This is a genomic window from candidate division TA06 bacterium (assembly GCA_016235665.1).
Classification (GTDB): domain Bacteria; phylum Edwardsbacteria; class AC1; order AC1; family EtOH8; genus UBA5202.
In genome coordinates this window covers 444,189-458,494 of the sequence record JACRJI010000008.1, presented here as the reverse complement: position 1 = coordinate 458,494, position 14,306 = coordinate 444,189, and the positions used below count along the sequence as shown (strand labels likewise).

Genomic DNA, 14,306 nt, shown 5'->3' with positions numbered 1-14,306 from the left:
GACGGGGCCACCAATGCCACGGCCACCGTGGCCGCGGGAACAAAGCCCATTGCCGCGGCGGTGAACCCGGTGACCAACAAAATATTTGTGGCCAATAATGGCAGCGACAACGTGACCGTGATAGACGGGGCCGATAACGACACCACCACCGTGCCTTCGGGGTCTAACCCCAGGGACGTGGCCGTGAACCCGGTGACCAATAAGATTTATGTGATAAATGACACAAATAATAACTTAACTATTGTTGATGGAATCACAAACGATACTAACGTCGTGATCGTCGGAAACTATCCCGTAGCCGTAGCGGTAAACCCGGTGACCAACAAGATCTATGTGGCAAATTATAATGGCGGCGACGTGTCGGTGATAGACGAAATTAATAAAACTACTGCATCAGTGTTCGCTGGAACCAATCCTTATGCCATAGCGGTGAATCTGGTCACCAACAAGATCTACGTGGCCAATTATTACGGAAACAACGTGACAGTGATCGACGGGGCCACCAATGCCACCACTACCGTGACAGCGGGAACAACCCCCGTGGCCGTAGCGGTGAATCCGGTAACAAACAAGATATACGTAGCCAACTGGGGCAGTAATAACGTTACTGTTATTGATGGAGCAGACAACAGCACTATCAATGTGATTGCGGGAACCAATCCCGGAGCCGTGGCGGTGAACCGAGTAACCGACAAAATTTATGTGCCTAATCAAAATAGCGCAAATGTGACAGTGATAGACGGTATCACCAACCTTACGGCAACGGTGCCGACTGGCAGCAGCCCCAAAGCTGTGGCGGTGAATCCCATGACCAACAAGATATATGTGGCAAATTACGGCACACACAATACGACAGTGATAGACGGAGCCACGAACGCAACAACAATGGTTTCCACGGGATTAGCACCCGGGGCCATAGCGGTGAATCCGGTAACTAATAAAATATATGTAGCCAATAACTCAAGCGTTATGATAATAGATGGTGCAACCAACGACACCACTACTGGGGCCATTGGTAACGATCCTTATGCATTGGCGGTGAATCCGGTTACGAACAAGGTTTATATAACAAATTACATCGGTGAAAATGTTACGGTGATAGACGAGGTGCGGGAGTGGAATACCGGTCTTGAAGCCTTCATGGATCACTACCAGAACAACAGGTGTTATTCGAAACAGCCGGACCTGTACGGCACGGCCATGATGAACTGGAATCCGACCTCGTTACCGGTCACCATGGTACTGAATGATTGGATGACCGGGCAGGACAGCCTTTGGAACCTGGGCACGGTCGGTGTGTCCAAGACCGAATTCACACGATGGCAGTACAACTGGGGCGCTGATTCCCTGCTATGGGGCGAGAACTATATCAACATCGTGCCGCTGGAGACCAACAGCGCCACCACCAACAACCTGGGCCTGGGCACGCCCATGGCCGGCAATATGCTGACCTATCCGATCTATTACATGGACAACGTGGCCCCCTCGACTGTCAGCCTTGTTTCCCCGGCCAATGACACCATCGCCCGGGACAGCCTGTTCACCTTCGTCTGGACCGCGGCCACGGACAATTACGGCATGGGCAGCTACCGCTTCAAAATATGGGCCAGCGACACAGTGGACACGATCGTCACCGGCACCAGCATCAGTCTCAAGTTGGATGTATCCGACACCCTGTATCACTGGCAGGTGAGGGCGATCGACCTGTGCGGAAACGAGGAGCCGTATTCGCAGACTCGAAACCTGCAGCTGGATTTACAGGACCCGGAAATTCCAAACCTTGTTTCACCATGGAACAATGCATGGTGTGCGGATAATTCCATGATCTGCACCTGGACCGAAGTGGCCAAGAAGGCATCGTTTGCGCCCAAAGGCGCGCCGGTAGAATACGTGATCCAATTGGACACTGTTAGTACATTCATATCCCCGATGATCGAGGACACCACAGCCATCTTGCTGGATACTTTTAACCTGACCGAAGGCAAATACTACTGGCGGGTGAAGGCGTTCGACCTGGCCGGGAACTACGGGAGCTATTCCGGCTACAGAACCTTTGGGATAGACACCACTGCACCGCTGTTCCAAAGCGTCAAATCCCTGCCCGAAGACCAGTCCTCGCCTTACGGCCCGTATGAAGTGACAGCCAAGGCGTATGACCTATGCGGCGTTAAGAGCGCGTATCTGTTTACCCGTATCAATGCCGGAACCTGGGACAGTACGGCCATGTTCTTTGCGTCCGACAGCCTGCGTGACAGCATTCCGCAGTTAAGCCCGGCCACGGATGAGACATTGGCGGTCAGCTATTACATCAAAGCCACGGACATGCTGGATCACCAGAGCATCAGTTCTACCTATAGCTTCAAGGCCATCGGGCCATTGGGTGTGGCCGGTAACCCCGGAGCATCGGTGCCAGCGGTCTTTGCCCTCAACGGTGCCTATCCCAACCCATCAAGAGGCCAGACCACCTTCAAATACCAACTGCCTAAGGCCACCAATGTCAGCCTGACAGTGTACAATGTAGCCGGTCAGACGGTCAAGCGCTTTAATCTGGGGACCAAACCAGCCGGGTATCACGCCATCAATTGGAACGGCAGCCAGGTTGCAGCCGGAGTGTATATCTACAGGCTTCAGGCCGGGGAATATTCAGCCACCAAGAAGCTGATGCTGCTGAAGTAAAAGCATTAAAATATCTCAAAGCGGGTTGGTTAAATACCAACCCGCTTTTTTAACTAAATTATGTCATTTATCCCTTGCAAAATAAAATCAATTCTGTTAGAATACTTTTTTAGGTTTCCTTGAAAATAAGACAATAACCAATATTATAAATTCCACAAAATCAGGAGGTTTTAACATGCCCGAAATAAGGGTGGACGAGAACCGCTGCAAGGGCTGCGAGCTTTGCACCAAGGCCTGTCCCAAGGAGTGCATCGCCATGTCCCAGACCTTCAGCGTTACCGGCTATTACCCGGCCAAGCTGGCCAAACAGGACTGCTGCATCGGCTGCGGGCTGTGCGCCCAGATCTGTCCCGACCTGGCCATTGAGGTCTGGAAGTAATAAGGCTAAGGAAGGGCAATTCACGTGTCCTACGAAGTAAGCAAAAAGCAAACGTAGTAGGATGAATTGCCCCAACAGTATCGCTACAAAAACATTTTTTACAGGAGAAAAAATATAATGGGTGAAAAAATCTTAATGAAGGGCAACGAAGCCATGGCCGAAGGCGCGGTCCGGGCCGGGTGCCGGTTCTTTTCCGGATACCCCATTACTCCGCAGAACGAAGTGCCGGAGTACATGTCCTGGCGCCTGCCCGAGGTGGGCGGGGCCTTCATTCAGGCCGAGTCCGAAGTGGCGGCCATCAACATGATCTACGGGGCGGCGGCCACCGGAATCCGCAGCATGACCTCGTCCTCATCCCCGGGCATCAGCCTTAAGCAGGAGGGGATCTCCTACTGCGCCGGGGCCGACCTGCCGTTCTTCTTCGCCAACGTGGTGCGGGGCGGCCCGGGGCTGGGCAACATCGCGGCCTCCCAGGGCGACTACCACCAGTCGGTGCGGGGCGGCGGCCACGGCGATTACCGGACCATAGTGCTGGCCCCCAACTCGGTGGACGAGATGGGCAACTTCCCCATGAAGTGCTTTGAACTGGCCGAGAAGTACCGGATGCCGGCCATGATTTTGGCCGACGGCATTTTGGGCCAGATGATGGAGCCGGTGGAATTCAAGTTCGAAACAGTGGATCCCAAGTCGCGCAAGGAAAAGGGCTGGGAGCTGGGCGTGGCCTCCGGACGCGGTAAAAGGATCGTCAAGTCCTATGATCTGCGGGAGAACGAGCTGGAGAAGATCAACTTCATCCGGATGAAGAAATACCAGGAGATCGAAGCCAGGGAGGTCTTATACGAGACCCGGAACTGTCAGGATGCCGACCTGGTGATAGTGGCCTACGGCACCTCCTCCAGAATAGCCTCGGCCGCCATGAAGATGGCCCGGGACAAGGGGCTTAAGGTCGGTCTGTTCCGGCCCATTACCCTGTGGCCCTTCCCAAGCCGGGAGCTGGCCAAGATGGCCGAAAAGGTGAAGAACTTCCTGGTGGTGGAGATGAGCATGGGCCAGTTCGTGCAGGACGTGCGCCTGGCCATAAACGGGCAGGCAGTGGTTGATCTGTATGCCAGGCCGGCCGGGATCCCCGCCAGCGAAGAGGTCTTTGCCGAGATCGAAAAAGTTTACAAAAAGATCAAAAAAGCAGGGCCCGTCAAAAAAGCGGCGGCCACACCTCGACCTCGCTCGGTGCAAGCACCTGTTAAAAAATCCAAACCGGCCGCCAAGAAAACTGCAACGAAGTCCAAGACCCCCAAAGCCCGGCCGGTTAAACGTTCAACGCCAAACGTCAAACGTGTCAAGGCTGCTAAAAAGAAGGGAGGGCGTAAATAATGGAACTGCTGAATAAAAAACCGGCCGGCCTGGTCGACATGAAAATGCACTATTGCCCGGGCTGCGGGCACGGCATCGTCCACCGGCTGGTGGCCGAATCCATGGATGAGCTGGGAATAAGGGAAAGAACGGTGGGCGTGGCCCCGGTGGGCTGCTCAGTTTTCGCCGATTCATATTTCAACTGCGACATGATCCAGGGTCCCCACGGCCGCGGCCCGGCCATCGCCACCGGCATCAAGCGCTCCAAGCCGGAGTGCATAGTGTTTTCCTATCAGGGCGACGGCGATCTGGCCTCAATCGGCATGGGCGAGACCATCCACTCGGCGGCCCGTTCCGAGAACATCACCATCATCTTCATCAACAACGCCATCTATGGCATGACCGGCGGCCAGATGGCCCCCACCACTTTGGTGGGACAGAAAGCCTCCACCTGTCCGGCGGGCCGCGACACCAAGGTAAATGGGTTTCCCATCAAGGTCTGCGAGCTTCTGACCCCGCTGGAAGGCGCCATCTACCTGGAGCGGACCTCCATCCACAACGCCCAGCATGTGATTAAAACCAAGAAGGCCATCAAAAAGGCCTTTCAGAACCAGATCGATGGCAAGGGCTTTTCTATGGTGGAGGTGCTCTCTACCTGTCCCACCAACTGGGGGATGACCCCGCTGGACGGGGCCAAATTCGTGGCTGAAAAAATGATGCCCCTGTACCCGCTGGGGGTGTTCCGTTCACCGGAAAAGGAAGGAGGTGCCAACTGATGCATCAGGGAATTAGAATCTCCGGATTCGGCGGCCAGGGAGTGATCTCGGCCGGGATCCTTTTGGCCCAGGCCGGCCTGCTGGAAGACAAGCACGTCTCCTGGTTCCCGGCCTACGGAGCCGAGATGCGCGGCGGCACCGCCAACTGCTCGGTGGTGATCTCCTCCGACGAAGTGGCCACCCCGGTGGTCTCCCGGCCCGAGACGGTTATCGTTATGAACGAGCCCAGCCTGGCCAAGTTCGAGCCGCTGGTGAAGCCGGGCGGGCTGATGATCATCAACAGCTCGCTGGTCAACTCCAAGCCCAAGCGCACCGACATCAAAGTCGTTTATGTGGAGTGCAACAAGATAGCCGAAGAGCTGGGCACCACCAAGATCGCCAACATGGTGGCCCTGGGAGCCTTCTCCGGTGCGACCGGGGCTGTGTCCATCGAGGCCATCGCCAAGGCTCTGACCAAGGTCTTCAAGCGGGCCAAGCCGGAGATCATTGAGCTCAACGTCAAGGCCCTGAAGAAGGGGGCCGAGGCGGCCAGGTAACAATCTGTGAACTGCAACAGGCGAGGCGGAAATTTCAGCCTCGCCTGTTTTTATGATTTTGTAATGAACATCAGATATGCCGTACAAACCTGGATATAAAAAAAACATATACTGGATCGTGGCCGAAGACAGGCTTTATCCCTATCAGTTGCGCCGCCGGCAGGCCGAGGTCCTTGTTCTGGCAGGGAACTGGCAGCGGGCCCGGGGATTGACGGAAGAGAACCTTAAGGCAGCCGCCTTGGGCCGCCGGCCTGACCTGGAGGCAGAGAGCAAGATCTTACTGGCCAGGATACTGGCCGACCAGGGACAGTATCAGGCCGCTCTGCCGCTGGCCCTGGAGGCCCTGGAACATCAGATGTCAGCGGAAAACATCCGGGGACAGTGCGAGGCCCTGCTGGCTCTGGCCGAAGCCTACAAACAATTGGGGGAATATCAGGAGGTTATGGGCCACTGCCAAAAAGCGGTTGAGCTGGCCCAGGCCGAAGGGAACGCTGATCTGCTGGCCCGGGCCTTGCGTAACATAGGCATCATCTCCCTGCGCCAGGGCAAATATTCCGCGGCCAAGGAATACTTTGAGAAGGATCTGGCCATCAGTCAGTACCTGGGGGATCTGCAAGGCCAGGCCAGGGCCAACGGCAATCTGGGATTGGTCTATGACTATCAGGGAGACAGACAGCAAGCTATATTATGCCAGCAGAAAAAACTCGACATCTGCAGAAGTATCGGGGACAAACAGGGTTTGGCCTATGCCAATATGAGCATGGGGGTGGTCTATTTCAATCTATCCCAGATGGATGAGGCCCGGCCGTTATTCCAAAGGTCCCTGGAACTGTCGAAGGAACTGGGAGACATCAGGAACATAAGTCTGGCCTGCGGCAATTTGAGCGCCATTTACAACGAAACCGGTGATTATAAAAAGGCCTTGGAATATTCCCGGCAGCAGCTTTTGGGCGCCGAGCAGACAAAGGACAAATACAACCAGCTTTTTGCCCTGGGCAGCCTGGGTGCGATCTATAAAAGGATGAAGCAGGTGATCAGGGCCGAAGAATGTTTTGATCGGGCCATAAATCTATGCCGGGAGACCGGGCAACAGCACGACCTGGCCATCAACCTTTACGACAAAGCCGTTCTCTGTTACTCCCAGGGGATCAACTCCGAAGCGGAAAAACTTAACGGCGAAGCGTTGGAGATAGCCACGGCCATCAACGCCAGGAATGTCCTGTTTCCGGCCCGGCTGCTAATGGCCAAACTGGAGGCAAAAAAGGAACCGGAAAAAGGGCTGGCACAGCTGCAGTCGATGCTCAAACAAAGCCAGGATTACGAGGAGATGGCGCCTTTAAACCTGGAACTGTTCAAATTGACCGGCGAACAGGCATATAAAAAAACGGCGCTTTCGCTGTTTAATCTGCTCAACAGCAAAAGCGCCAGGATGGAATACCGGGAGGCCTTGGATGAATTAAGGGAGAGGTAAATCAGTTCTTGCCATGTTTCGTCCCTTTGTTCTTGTTGGATTTGCTCACTGCGGCGGGTTTGCCGCCCTCTTTTCTGTTCCAATGCTTCTCTTTCTCCCATTGCTTCCAGCTATTCTTGACCTGGGAGTGCTTTAAAGACGGATGACCGGGCGGCAGATTGCGCCAGCTCGAAGGAAGTTTCAGCATCCCCGGCGGCACCCGGCCGGGCTTGACGAACGTCCAGGGCCCGTTGAACCCGTTGGCCCGGTGCCAGCGCCCCTTATATGGCCGCCACCAGTAGCCCTGGTAAAAGAAGATGTCTTCGGAGCTTTCGGTTATAAAGTAGATGTAGGTCCCGGGTATAACCGTCATCAACGGATCCGAAGAAATCCTGACGACCGGGATCCCGACGTTGATGTTGACATTCACCTCGGCCAGGGCCAGGCTCCAGAGGCCCGAAGCCAGCAGCAGCCCCAGCAGCAAGTATTTTTTCATGCAGTTCTCCTTTTCTGAAAAAACATTGATTTGATGATACCTGAAATATCCGGTTCTGTCAAGATGATTTTGTGAAAACCCGATTGACAGACCCTGGTCAAATCTGATAAATTCATTATTATGAACCTACCAAACAAACTGACCCTGGGCCGGGCGCTGGTCAGCCCGGTGTTCATGGCTTTGCTGCTGTACGACAACGTCTACAGCCGGTATGCGGCGCTGGCGGTATTTTTGCTGGCCTCGCTGACCGACCTGCTGGACGGCTACCTGGCCCGGCGCAACGGCCAGCAGACCGGCTTCGGCAAGATCATGGATCCCATCGCCGACAAGCTGCTGATAGCTGTGGCCCTGGTGGCCTTTGTGGCCCTGAAGCTGTCCAGCGTCTGGATGGTGATGGTGATCATCGTCCGGGAGTTCCTGATCATGGGCCTAAGGACCGTGGTGGCCTACCGGGGACACATCATGGAATCAAGTATTTTGGCCAAGCTTAAGACCTCCAGCCAGATGCTGGCGGTGCTGGCGGTGCTGGTTTTCATCTGTTACCGGGATACCCTGGCCGCCGGCGGGACATATATTCCTGAATACCAGCTGGCGAATTATATTTCGGCGCTTGACGGATTGATCTTTTTGGCCATGCTGCTGACGGTGGTCTCGGGGCTGGATTACCTGATAAAAAGCCGGTGGCTTATTTTGGGTTTGTTCAAAGGAAATATGTAACTTCTGAACTTTTACAAAAGCCAAAGTTCAGCATAACCTAAATGCCAAACGTTAAACCCCAAACAAATATAAATGATCCAAATGTCTGAATCTCTAAACAATTTAGTATTTTGAAATTTGCGAATTTGTTTTTGTTTAGTGTTTCGGTATTTGAATTTCGAATTTGCCAAAGTTCAATAATATGAAAAATACAAAAAGCAATTATTTTGTCAAAGCTCTGGCCTCGGCCGGATTTACCGGACATTGTCCCATTGCCCCCGGCACCGCCGGAAGCCTGGTGGGGCTTGTCATCTGGTGGTTCGGGGCGGACCTGAACATCTGGCTGCAGCTTTCCTTCATCATCACGCTTTTCTTTCTGGGGGTCTGGGCCGCCACCCTGGCCGAGAAGGACTGGGGGCATGATGCGGGCAGGATAGTGATCGACGAAGTGCTGGGAATGTGGGTGACGCTGTGGTTGGTTCCCAAGGGCTTTGCGCTCTATGCCATAGGCTTTATGCTGTTCCGGGCATTCGATATCATCAAACCATTGGGGGCCAGACAGTCTCAAAAGCTGCCCGGCGGCTGGGGCGTGATGGTGGATGACCTGTTGGCCGGGATTTATGCCAACGTTGTCCTGCAGGTTGTTTTTAGGGTATTCCACCTTGGCCATTTGATTAAATAAAACTGGTTATGAACCATGAATGAAATAAACCTGTATTCCTTTGGCGATAATGTTAAAGTATTTTTCAATCAGAAAAAAGTATCATTACCGAGGTGGTATAGTGATGATTGTGTGGCGCATTGGGAATCGTTACTGAACAAGGGTAAAAAGTATTTCAGAGGTGACATATTTACGATCAGTGATATAAAACATGTCAGCCAAAGTATCACGATGTCTGTCGAGCTGACGGATTATGCCCATTTTTTGTACACGATCAATAAAAATGTATACGAAGAGCACGATTGCAGAGTGATTTATACCTCGGTATTGGTAGAAACAGCAGATGGCAAATTCGTGATCGGCATAATGGGCGAGGACACATTTGCTCCGAAGAAACTGCAATTGTTCGGCGGCGGCATAGATAAAGGTGATATTCAAAACAATGAGATCGATCTGGCGCATAGTGCAAAAAAGGAAATAGCCGAAGAACTTGGCATAGATGTGAACGATTACAGAACGGTAAGGCAATTCAGGCCTTATTTGTTTAAAGAAGGGGGCCGGTCAAATTTCTATTCCGCTGTTTTTAAGCTAGATCTACTGCTTAATCAAGATGAAGTGAAGAATAATTATATAAAATATGTCAAGCAGTTGAGCCTGCAAGGAATCAAACCGGAAATAGAATCATTGTTGTTCGTGCCGAGGAAGCTGGATGCCATTGAGAAGCTTGCTTCAGATAAACGTGAAAAAGATGAAAATTTAATCCCGGTGTTAAAGGCATCTGTGGGATCGTTCCCTGTAAAAGAACTTTAAATGTTTCAACCGACGAACGTTATTTTTGTGAAATTGAAAGCCGTCATAATCACCATAGGCAACGAGCTCCTCTCTGGGCTTACAGTTGATACCAATTCCTCCCATCTGGGCCGGGAGCTTGCGGCCATTGGGGTTCCGGTGGTCTGGAGAACGGCAGTTGGCGACAATCCCAGCGACATTATCGAAGCCGTAGACCAGGGACTCAAAGCCGGGGACCTGGTGATCTGCACCGGCGGTTTGGGGCCCACCAGCGACGACATCACGCTGAACGTTCTGGCCAAACACTTCAAGAAGAAACTGTTATTGGACAAGAGCGTTCTTGAATCCTTAAAATTCCGTTTTGCCAAGAGGGGAGTGGAAATGCCGGCCTGCAATATTAAGCAGGCCCTGGTTCCGGAAAAAGCCAAAGTACTCTTCAACTCCCAGGGAACGGCTCCGGGTATCTTGTTCGATCTTAAAAACAAAAAACTGATCCTTTTGCCCGGGGTGCCCCGCGAGGTCAAGGCCATATGGCAGGAGAGCATCAGGATCGTCCTGGAAAGATCGCCCGGACGCCGGTTCATCCTGTCCACAGCCCTGCGCACCACCGGCATCCCGGAGTCGGCCATAGCGGAAAAGCTGACAGCATTGGAAAAGACCTTGAAGCCCGGCGTTCTGGCCTATCTGCCCGGGCAGCTGGGGGTGGACCTGCGTGTCACTTTGCACGGCGCTGATCGTGAATCACTGGACAGGCAGGCCGGAGGGATCATCCGGAAGATGAAGCAGGCATTAAAGCACCATATCTACGGCAGCGAAGGACAAACGCTGGAAGAAGTTTTGGGTCTGATACTGAAAAAGAAAAAACTGACCCTGGGTCTGGCCGAATCCTGCACCGGCGGTCTGATCGGCGACAGGTTCACCAACGTTTCCGGCAGTTCCCAATACTTAATAGGCGGAATTGTGGCATACAGCAACCGGATAAAAGAAAAAATGCTGGGGGTCAAACCGCAAACTCTTTTAAAACACGGGGCGGTCAGCCCAGAGACGGTCAGGGAAATGGCGCTGGGGGCCAGGAAGATATTTAAAAGTGACCTCGGGCTTTCCATCTCGGGGATAGCCGGGCCCGACGGAGGGAGCGCTTTGAAACCGGTGGGTTTGGTCTTCATCGGAATTTCCGGACCAAAAGGGATCAAGGTGATCGAAAAAAGATTTCTGGGCCCCAGACGGCAGATAAAGGAAATGGCGGCCCAGACGGCGCTGAATGAATTAAGGCTGTATCTGGGTAGTGGCAGTAAATGAATCTTATCCGATGCTTCATAGCACTGGAGCTGCCATCGCCGGTCCAAGAACATTTGGCCCACGTAATCACCCGGCTCAAAGAGCCGCAGGCCGACATTAAGTGGGTTGAAGCTAAGAACACACATCTGACACTGAAGTTTCTGGGGGAGATAACATCTGAACAGCTCAACTGTGCCAGAGAGTTTCTCTTAAAACAAAGCGGAAAAAATAGAGCCATTTGCTGCCATGTCGGACAAATGGGCGTTTTTCCATCATGGAGTCGACCTCAGGTGGTATGGCTGGGACTTAAAGACGGGATACAAGAACTCTCAGCTCTGCAAATTGCTGTGGAGAACGGTCTGGCTGATTGCGGTTTTGCCAGGGATCCCAAAAAGTTCAAGCCGCATCTTACTTTGGGAAGGGTGCGTTCCCCAAACAAGATGGACAAACTGGCAGAAAAAATAAGAACCTTACCCTTGAAGGAGATGGAGTTCAGTTTTGGGAAATTGGCTTTGATCAAAAGCACTCTTACTCAAAACGGACCAATTTACCAGCCTTTGGAAACCATTAAATTGTCCTGAAGCCAGCAATCAATAGAACCCCGGGATCAGCTTTTGATCCCGGGGTTTGTTTTTTTATTAATTGTTAAGTTTTTGCTTGAATTTAAAGGAGTTTAAGGTTATGATAGATAAGAGTATATGACTGAGATCTATTTAAAAAAAATATCCAACATCTCCCATTTCTCCGGCTGGCTGAACGAATTGCCGTTCAACATACCGCCCGGGAAACCGGTTGTGCTAAAACCCAATCTGGTCTTTCCCGCTCCGGGAACCAGCGGGGTGGTCAGCGATGCCCGCATGGCCGGGATGCTGATAGTTCACCTGAAAGCGCTGGGGGTGAAGGATATCACCATCGCCGAAGGGCCGGGGCTGGGGGTTGATCCTTTGGAGGCCTTTGAAAAAACAGGCTTTGGAGAATTGTCCCGGAAATACAATGTTCCGCTGATAGACCTTAATCAGGCCCCGCGTTATCCGGTGAAGAAGTGGTACGACGGCGAACTTCAGCTTCCCCTGATGTTCAAGGACGCTTATTACATCAATCTGCCCAAGCTTAAGACCCACATCAACACCCTGGTCACCCTGGGCCTGAAGAACCAGAAGGGCCTGCTTTCCTACGCCGACAAGAAACATTTCCACAAGAGCGGCCTGCACCGGCCGGTGGCCGAGCTTTATAAGCTGATCCGTCCCGACTTCACCATTCTGGACGGATTCACCGCCATCGAGGGCGACGGGCCGCTGTTCGCCGGAAAGAAAGTTGATCTCAAGGTTCTTGTGGCCGGGGACGATCCCTTGGCGGTGGATGCCGCCGGCTGCCGGCTGATGGGAATAGACCCGATGGAGGTGGAGCATATAAAACTGGCCGCTGATATGGGACTGGGCAGCCTGGGATCAAACATCAACGGTGACCGGCTGGAGGACTGCGCCCGCAAATTCAAGCGGCCCGAGATGGAGATGCTGAAAATGCTGGGCCTGCACAATCAAAGGACGCCGTTGGCCTGCAGCCTTTGCGGGGGCGCGGCCCGGGAGGGGCTGGTCTCCTCGGCCCGGGATCCCCGGCGCTGGGCCGCCAGCCTGATGCCGGTGCTGCGCCAGATGGTTTTCGGCCGGGTGGACTTTGTTTACGGCCACCAGGCTTCGATCCCCAGGAACAGCCAAAGGGTGATCGCGGTGGGCGAATGCACCAGGCATTTGCAGGGCCGGCCCGGAGTGGTCTGGGTAGAGGGCTGCCCGCCTTCGCCGGAGATGCTGGTGGAGGCATTTGCCAGACTGGGGAAGAAGTAGGATGTCAAAAGTACTGTTGTTCAATCCTCCCGGCGACAAAACATACCTGCGGGACAGCTACTGCAGCAAGGTTTCCAAGGCGGCCTACCTGACGCCGCCTATCGATCTGTTGGTGGTCAGCGGTTACCTGCACACTAAGCATCAGATCACAGTCCTGGACGCCATGGCCCAAAAACTCCCAGCCGGGCAGGCCCTGGACAAGATAAGGGATATCAACCCGGAATACATCATTTCCCTTTTCGGCCAGGCCTCACTAGAGAACGATCTTGGTTTCTTCGCACTTCTTAAGCGGGAGATGCCGGAAGTAAAACTGCTGGTAAGCGGCGACGCCGGATTTGATGATACTGAAAGACTGTTGAGGAGCAATAGTTTCATTGATGCAGTGATCCTGGATTACAGCTCGCCAGGGTGGCTGGGGTATTTGGAGGGGGCACGTTCTGGCCATCAGGACATTGCCTCCATCAACGGAGGGGCATACTCGGCTCCAAGGAGCCCCCTGAAAAAGGAATATTCCATCGGCGTTCCCCGTCACGAACTATTTCCCTATAAAAAATACCGGATGCCCTTTGCCCGGAAACTTCCCTATGCCGGGGTGGTCACCGATTTCGGCTGTCCCTTCAAGTGCGATTTCTGCCTGATCGGCCAAATGCCATACAAACTCCGCCCTGTTCCCGAGGTCATGGAGGAACTGCTGTATCTCAAGAAACTGGGGATAAAATATTTTTCCTTCGGCGACCAGACCTTCGGGGCGGACCGGGAACGGACGGAGAAACTTCTATCGGAGATGATCTCCAAGCGGATAAACCTGCCCTGGGGCTGCTTTGCCCGGGCCGATCTTTTAACCGAAGAGATTCTGCTGTCGATGAAACGGGCGGGATGCGAATTGCTGATGATGGGAGTGGAATCCGGCGACCAGGAGATGCTGGACCGTTATCATAAGAAAACAACCATTGAAATCATCCGCCGGGCCTTTGCCTTGTGCAAGAAGCACGGGATCAGGACCGTGGCCACGTTCATCATCGGGCTGCCGGGGGAAACAGAAACATCCTTCCAAAAGACCATGGACCTTGCGCTGGAGCTGGATCCCGACTTCGCCTCCTTCAACGTGCCGGTGGCCAAGCCGCTGACCCCGCTGACGGCCGAAGCCAGATCAAGGGGCTGGGTCCAGGGCGGAGAACAGGACCAGTCATCATCATCCAATATTCTGGAAGGCGAAACCGACGGGGCCAGGATCGGGGAGTGGCGCCGCAGAGCGATGCATAAATTCTATTTAAGGCCGGGATATATTTTCAAAAGGCTTAAAGGCATCTCCAACCTCACCGAGCTGAAAATAAACCTGGCCGAAGCTATGACCCTGCTGAAAGGACAGTCTTAGAGC

14 protein-coding genes are annotated in these 14,306 nt (G+C 53.4%); 13 read left to right on the top strand and 1 reads right to left on the bottom strand.

Features of this window, described 5'->3' with window-relative positions; all coding sequences use genetic code 11:
- The 6 genes from HZA73_04750 to HZA73_04725 all read left to right on the top strand — a co-directional run.
- Positions 1–2,676: T9SS type A sorting domain-containing protein (locus HZA73_04750; GenBank protein ID MBI5805335.1), on the top strand; the 2,676-nt coding region annotated here is incomplete at its 5' end.
- Positions 2,677–2,851: 175 nt separating this feature from the next.
- A complete protein-coding gene (locus HZA73_04745; protein ID MBI5805334.1) occupies positions 2,852–3,055 on the top strand; it encodes a 4Fe-4S binding protein in 204 nt (67 codons plus the stop codon).
- A 117-nt stretch (positions 3,056–3,172) separates the two neighbouring features.
- A complete protein-coding gene (gene vorB / locus HZA73_04740; protein MBI5805333.1) occupies positions 3,173–4,426 on the top strand; it encodes a 3-methyl-2-oxobutanoate dehydrogenase subunit VorB in 1,254 nt (417 codons plus the stop codon).
- Positions 4,426–5,181 carry a 2-oxoglutarate oxidoreductase gene (locus HZA73_04735; protein MBI5805332.1) on the top strand — a complete coding sequence of 252 codons (756 nt, stop codon included), beginning with the start codon at positions 4,426–4,428 and terminating at the stop codon, positions 5,179–5,181. The genes vorB and HZA73_04735 overlap by 1 nt, the downstream gene beginning before the upstream one ends.
- Positions 5,181–5,717 carry a 2-oxoacid:acceptor oxidoreductase family protein gene (locus tag HZA73_04730; protein ID MBI5805331.1) on the top strand — a complete coding sequence of 179 codons (537 nt, stop codon included), beginning with the start codon at positions 5,181–5,183 and terminating at the stop codon, positions 5,715–5,717. Before HZA73_04735 ends, HZA73_04730 begins: the two co-directional genes overlap by 1 nt.
- 76 nt (positions 5,718–5,793) lie before the next feature.
- Positions 5,794–7,188: a tetratricopeptide repeat protein gene (locus HZA73_04725; GenBank protein ID MBI5805330.1), complete on the top strand. Its 1,395-nt coding sequence runs from the start codon at positions 5,794–5,796 to the stop codon at positions 7,186–7,188.
- A gap of 1 nt (position 7,189) precedes the next feature.
- Here the strand turns inward: HZA73_04725 and HZA73_04720 are convergent, their stop codons facing one another.
- Positions 7,190–7,663 (bottom strand): hypothetical protein, encoded by a 474-nt coding sequence (locus HZA73_04720; GenBank protein ID MBI5805329.1) that lies wholly within the window; start codon positions 7,661–7,663, stop codon positions 7,190–7,192.
- 120 nt (positions 7,664–7,783) lie between these two features.
- Between HZA73_04720 and pgsA the strand changes: the two genes are divergently transcribed.
- From pgsA to HZA73_04685, 7 genes are all read left to right on the top strand, one after another.
- Complete coding sequence (gene pgsA / locus HZA73_04715) at positions 7,784–8,380, top strand: CDP-diacylglycerol--glycerol-3-phosphate 3-phosphatidyltransferase (protein ID MBI5805328.1); 597 nt, start codon at positions 7,784–7,786, stop codon at positions 8,378–8,380.
- Between the two features lie 181 nt (positions 8,381–8,561).
- Positions 8,562–9,041 (top strand): phosphatidylglycerophosphatase A, encoded by a 480-nt coding sequence (locus HZA73_04710; GenBank protein MBI5805327.1) that lies wholly within the window; start codon positions 8,562–8,564, stop codon positions 9,039–9,041.
- Between the two features lie 15 nt (positions 9,042–9,056).
- The gene (locus tag HZA73_04705) at positions 9,057–9,830 is read left to right on the top strand and encodes an NUDIX hydrolase (protein ID MBI5805326.1); all 774 of its coding nucleotides are present in this window, start codon (positions 9,057–9,059) and stop codon (positions 9,828–9,830) included.
- A gap of 33 nt (positions 9,831–9,863) precedes the next feature.
- On the top strand, positions 9,864–11,108 hold the full coding sequence (locus HZA73_04700) for a competence/damage-inducible protein A (GenBank protein MBI5805325.1): 1,245 nt from the start codon (positions 9,864–9,866) through the stop codon (positions 11,106–11,108).
- Entirely contained in the window at positions 11,105–11,668 is a 564-nt protein-coding gene (gene thpR, locus HZA73_04695) for an RNA 2',3'-cyclic phosphodiesterase (protein ID MBI5805324.1), read from the top strand. The genes HZA73_04700 and thpR overlap by 4 nt, the downstream gene beginning before the upstream one ends.
- Positions 11,669–11,785: 117 nt before the next feature.
- Complete coding sequence (locus tag HZA73_04690) at positions 11,786–12,928, top strand: DUF362 domain-containing protein (protein MBI5805323.1); 1,143 nt, start codon at positions 11,786–11,788, stop codon at positions 12,926–12,928.
- 1 nt (position 12,929) lies between these two features.
- Positions 12,930–14,303: a radical SAM protein gene (locus HZA73_04685; protein MBI5805322.1), complete on the top strand. Its 1,374-nt coding sequence runs from the start codon at positions 12,930–12,932 to the stop codon at positions 14,301–14,303.
- Positions 14,304–14,306: the final 3 nt, after the last annotated feature.

Excerpts from the sequence above, each read along its gene's own strand:
- HZA73_04745 (MBI5805334.1), top strand. The coding sequence starts at position 2,852 with ATGCCCGAAATAAGGGTGGACGAGAACCGCTGCAAGGGCTGCGAGCTT.
- vorB (MBI5805333.1), top strand. The coding sequence starts at position 3,173 with ATGGGTGAAAAAATCTTAATGAAGGGCAACGAAGCCATGGCCGAAGGC.
- HZA73_04735 (MBI5805332.1), top strand. The coding sequence starts at position 4,426 with ATGGAACTGCTGAATAAAAAACCGGCCGGCCTGGTCGACATGAAAATG.
- HZA73_04730 (MBI5805331.1), top strand. The coding sequence starts at position 5,181 with ATGCATCAGGGAATTAGAATCTCCGGATTCGGCGGCCAGGGAGTGATC.
- HZA73_04725 (MBI5805330.1), top strand. The coding sequence starts at position 5,794 with ATGCCGTACAAACCTGGATATAAAAAAAACATATACTGGATCGTGGCC.
- HZA73_04720 (MBI5805329.1), bottom strand. The coding sequence starts at position 7,663 with ATGAAAAAATACTTGCTGCTGGGGCTGCTGCTGGCTTCGGGCCTCTGG.
- pgsA (MBI5805328.1), top strand. The coding sequence starts at position 7,784 with ATGAACCTACCAAACAAACTGACCCTGGGCCGGGCGCTGGTCAGCCCG.
- HZA73_04710 (MBI5805327.1), top strand. The coding sequence starts at position 8,562 with ATGAAAAATACAAAAAGCAATTATTTTGTCAAAGCTCTGGCCTCGGCC.
- HZA73_04705 (MBI5805326.1), top strand. The coding sequence starts at position 9,057 with ATGAATGAAATAAACCTGTATTCCTTTGGCGATAATGTTAAAGTATTT.
- thpR (MBI5805324.1), top strand. The coding sequence starts at position 11,105 with ATGAATCTTATCCGATGCTTCATAGCACTGGAGCTGCCATCGCCGGTC.
- HZA73_04690 (MBI5805323.1), top strand. The coding sequence starts at position 11,786 with ATGACTGAGATCTATTTAAAAAAAATATCCAACATCTCCCATTTCTCC.
- HZA73_04685 (MBI5805322.1), top strand. The coding sequence starts at position 12,930 with ATGTCAAAAGTACTGTTGTTCAATCCTCCCGGCGACAAAACATACCTG.